General features: G+C 43.5%; 4 protein-coding genes and 1 pseudogene. 4 read left to right on the top strand and 1 reads right to left on the bottom strand.

Features of this window, described 5'->3' with window-relative positions:
• Positions 1-187 precede the first annotated feature (187 nt).
• Together AC438_RS16120 and AC438_RS16115 are read left to right on the top strand one after the other, a co-directional pair.
• Positions 188-439 (top strand): hypothetical protein, encoded by a 252-nt coding sequence (locus AC438_RS16120; RefSeq protein WP_053982291.1) that lies wholly within the window; start codon positions 188-190, stop codon positions 437-439.
• Positions 440-849: 410 nt separating this feature from the next.
• Positions 850-1491 (top strand): hypothetical protein, encoded by a 642-nt coding sequence (locus AC438_RS16115; RefSeq protein ID WP_156317127.1) that lies wholly within the window; start codon positions 850-852, stop codon positions 1489-1491.
• Positions 1492-1683: 192 nt separating this feature from the next.
• On the opposite strand, the gene AC438_RS16110 is transcribed toward AC438_RS16115, so the two are convergent.
• Complete coding sequence (locus tag AC438_RS16110; protein ID WP_053982289.1) at positions 1684-2826, bottom strand: acyltransferase family protein; 1143 nt, start codon at positions 2824-2826, stop codon at positions 1684-1686.
• 141 nt (positions 2827-2967) lie between these two features.
• Here AC438_RS16110 and AC438_RS16105 point away from each other — a divergent pair, with 141 nt between their 5' ends.
• Entirely contained in the window at positions 2968-3867 is a 900-nt protein-coding gene (locus AC438_RS16105; RefSeq protein ID WP_053982288.1) for a LytR/AlgR family response regulator transcription factor, read from the top strand.
• A 144-nt stretch (positions 3868-4011) separates the two neighbouring features.
• Positions 4012-4146: pseudogene (locus tag AC438_RS16695) on the top strand (nitrogen fixation protein NifB); the annotation flags it as partial.
• Positions 4147-4150: the final 4 nt, after the last annotated feature.

The following is a 4150-nucleotide window of genomic DNA, read 5'->3' as shown; positions in this document are numbered from 1 at the left end:
TGTGTTTTAGGTTGGGCGGTGTTAATTGTTGGGCTGTTCTAGTAGGTGTTTTTTGGGGTGAGTGTCTCTGCATTACTTCGATTGCTCAGATCGCTACGGTTTACAACAATGTAAACGCAACTAGAGTTAGTAATTACGGCGCTAGAGTCTCAGCAATATATTCTGGAAATTGAGGGGATAGCTGATTATGAAAAAATATTTTCGAATAAATCTGTATATATCTTCAGTTTTAGCTTTGCTGGTTGGAAGTGTGCTTCTCTATATCGGGTTAAAGCACAATGCCCAAGAAGAGTTTTATAGCATTGAGTCTGGGCAAATTGATTTCGCTTACATTGCAACGGTATTTTTTTCTTGGGCGGTGCCTGTATATGTTGCTTGCATGATCATTGGGGCTATAGGATTTCTTTTGTATCGGCTGGTAGTTCGCTTTTCTCATTAACCAGTGGTTGAAACCTTGTTAAAAGCCCTAGCTTAAAACCTTAATGCTGATCGTTTAAGCTAATTGAACGATCTTTCAAAGGGCTCATAATAGGCTACAAAGAACTTGCAGGGACACTCACTCAAAAGTTTCCGGTGAGTTTGTTAAAATTAAATGATATTAGCTTTGAGTGTTTATGCTTGGAGGTTGTTAAAACGAGTGCCTGTCCCTGAAGTGCTGCATTAGTATATCTAGGGCGCAAGAAATCGCTGAAGAGTGCATGCACAGCTAACAAGCCGCTCAAGGCGCGGCCGTAAACGGCCTGGACCTCTGCTGCGTTGCTCGTTCTGCGTTTATTCGCTACGCTAACGCAAAACCATCAACACAGCTCCGGCCCCTTAGCGGAGCGTTACCTGTCATGAGTGCGAGCATTGAAAAATTTTGAATTAGTGGTTTATAGGCTCATTGCTAGAGAAACTGAAATTGAAGAGTTTGAGCAATGGGTATACTCAGAAAAAGAGCTTGAGCAGGTTTTAACTTCTGACGAGTACTTAGACCTAATTTCTTTAAGCTACAAGCAGCCTTCGTCTCTCTACGAAGCCGAAAAGATTCTAAAGCGATATATCGATACTGGTAAATACTATGAATGGAGCTTACGGAGAGTTTTAGAGAAAATTGTTGATCGTCCCAAGAATGTCGCTAGATATATCGAGAAATGCTATGACTTATACTGTGATGGGTATAGTTTTTTGGATGATCTAGGTCTAGGGTACGGTTTGAGTGTTGTTGTACCACCGACTGATTGTATTGAAGAAAACGAGAAATCCAAATTGATTGATAGCTTTTATCCGGCAGTGGCCGAAGAAGCATTGAAAGTAATTGGCTGGCTGGAATCTGGAAGAGTAGTTATAACTGGACATGATGGTGGCAATCAAGGAATTGAATATAATGACAATAGGTCTAGTCAAGAGAGGGAGCCTACCGGATATAAAGTTTCTTCACCAACAATAAACTTGCAGGGACACTCACCCAAAAGTTTGCATAATAATCAACCAATTTCTACGCTTAAGTGAACAATTCAACCGATAGCGATAAGGTGGTTATTATTAAAACGAGTGCCTGTCCTTGCAGTTCTGTCTATCAACATATCAGTTAAACCATTTATAGTGCCTAACAGCCCGCACAATTAACCACCAAAACAAAGGTACTCAACTTAAATAAAGTACCTTTAGTTAGTTGGGTGCCTACTGGTCAGCCGCTTTAGCTCACACCTTCATCCCAAAACAAAACCGCAACACGCGTGAGCGCTCAACAACATAGTGCGTTAATACAAAGCAACCGGCCACGGTCGCCCCCAATACTAAAGCACCTTCAACTAACCCTCCTAATACAAAGGGGGAAAGGTAGTACCCAGCCACGATCGTTAATGTTTGATGAAAGATATACCAAGGGAAGATGCGCGCGTTAGCATAGCGCACCCAGCGGCTAGGCTTATTTAACCATCTTGCAGACCACCCCAGTACAGTGAGTAACCACAACCATTGGTTCAGTTTTGCCACCACCGTCGCCAAATGCCCTTGCCAAAGCTGCTCATTAAAAACCCACCATAACGCGATAAGAGCAATGTAAGTACATACCGCTAATGCCAGCGTTAACCACCGTAGCCTTACAATAATGGCCCAACAATGGGCTTTATCAGAGATAAGATAACCCAAGGCAAAAAAGGTAAAATATACCGCGTGCCCATAGCTATCATCAATCAATGTATGGTTAATGCCTTGCTCACCCGCCAATGCCCACTGCCAGACTATTTGTAGCACTACCGGTAATACAATGAGGCTGATGGGGCCAAGATGATTTAACGCGGCCCCTAACCGGCTTATTCGCACTATTGCCCTAAACGGGATCAGCACCACGGTGTAAACTATTAAATACGGTACAAACCAAAGGTGGTTCCAGGTAAAACCATAATCACTGCCATCAAACGCCCCAACGGGCCACCCTTGAAGCGTAAAGTAATGCCATAAAAACTGCGGATAAGTCATCGCACCAAAAGCACTTTCAATCGTGCCGTTAGCCATGCCTTGCAAATAAGCTTGCGGCGGCACCACTAACAGTACCGCCGTTGTTAAAGGTACCCACAAACGCAGGCTTCGGCTTTTAATAAAAGCGGCCGCACTCAGCTTGCGCAATAAAAAAGAGCTTGCCACCCCAGAGATCAAAAACAACAACGGCATACGCCACTGGTTAATCAAAATCATGGGGAATTTCAGCCATTCGTTGACGCTTTCACTTTTTATATGCCAGCCCCAATCCGCGACGTAAAACATCGCCACGTGATATATTATTAGGCTTAAAAAGGCCAGCACCCTCAGCGTATCAATGTCATATCGTCGATTATTGTCCATTACTTCTCCCTCCAAAAATTTAGATTATCTCTAATCAAGAGGTTTGATTGTTACAGACTGGCCACATCAAAAAAACACAAAAAGGCTTAATAAACAATAACTTGGGATAAGTGGTGGAATTGAGGGGTGAAATTTTAAAGCATGAATCGACTTAAGCACTTTCAGCGGTGGCACAACAGCTACGGCCTAGCCATGATCGCAGTATTTCTCTTTCTTAATGCCTTGGTATTGGCTTCATCCATTGTGATGGAAGTACAGCGTACTCACACCGAGCCGCCCTTTGCATTATGGGAGCCTTTCATTTGGCAGTTCACTAGCGCCATTGCCGTATTACTGTTAATCCCCCTCATTCACGCATACCTCAATAAGCGCCCACTCAGTTGGTTAACACCCATCCGCAGTGTTGTGATCTTCCTAGTATTGGCCATCATCTTCTCAATAGCGCATGTCGGCTTAATGGTAGGCATGCGTAAATTGGTGTACCTGTACCAAGGGCGCAGCTATATTTTTGGCTCGCTGGCTTTTGAATTTATCTACGAACTCAGGAAGGACATACTCACCTTTGCCACCCTTTTGATCATCAGCTACGGCTACCACTTTATTGTTAGCCGCCTTATGAATGAAGCCGAAACCATAAAAGAAGTCGCAGAGGAAGAGCCCACAGCAACAAACCCCGAAACAACACAGAATAAAGCAACAGATCAAGCCGTCACCTCACGCGACCGTTTACTGGTTAAAAAGCTCGGCAAAGAATTTATTGTAAGGCTAGAGGATGTGGAATGGATGGAAGCCTCGGGTAACTACATCAACCTGCATATAGGCCAACGCATCTACCCCATCAGAAAGACCCTATCAGCCTTTACGCTGGAAATTGCCAATAAAGGCTTTTGCCGAATCCACCGCTCCCATTCCATCAATTTAGACCGGATCGATTCCATAATATCACTACCGAGCGGCGATGGCGAGGTAACTTTGAATTCGGGCAAAGTACTGCCCATTTCTAGGCGTTATAAAGATGAGCTGAAGTGTCGTTTATTATAAATACCTACCATGATATATAAGTGAACTTTTCTAAAAATCATCCACGGACCACTTACAGGGACACTCACTCAAAAATTTGCATAATAATTAACCACCTTCTACGCTTAAGTGAACAATTCAACCGATAGCGATAAGGTGGTTATTATGACGAAAGCGAGAAGCCAGCAGGTTTCATTAGACACTACACCTTACTATCATTGTGTAACACGTTGTATTCGTCGTGCATTTTTGTGTGGCTATGATCAGTACAGTGGAACCAGCTACGAACACCGCCGCCAGTGAG

The organism is Marinagarivorans algicola, from assembly GCF_001292705.1.
In the GTDB taxonomy this organism is placed as follows: Bacteria; Pseudomonadota; Gammaproteobacteria; order Pseudomonadales; family Cellvibrionaceae; genus Marinagarivorans; species Marinagarivorans algicola.
Note: the sequence above shows the minus strand (reverse complement) of the source record. Positions and strands in the feature narration are given on the sequence as shown.

Coding starts and splice junctions, on each gene's coding strand:
- AC438_RS16120 (WP_053982291.1), top strand. CDS start 188: ATGAAAAAATATTTTCGAATAAATCTGTATATATCTTCAGTTTTAGCT.
- AC438_RS16110 (WP_053982289.1), bottom strand. CDS start 2,826: ATGGACAATAATCGACGATATGACATTGATACGCTGAGGGTGCTGGCC.
- AC438_RS16105 (WP_053982288.1), top strand. CDS start 2,968: ATGAATCGACTTAAGCACTTTCAGCGGTGGCACAACAGCTACGGCCTA.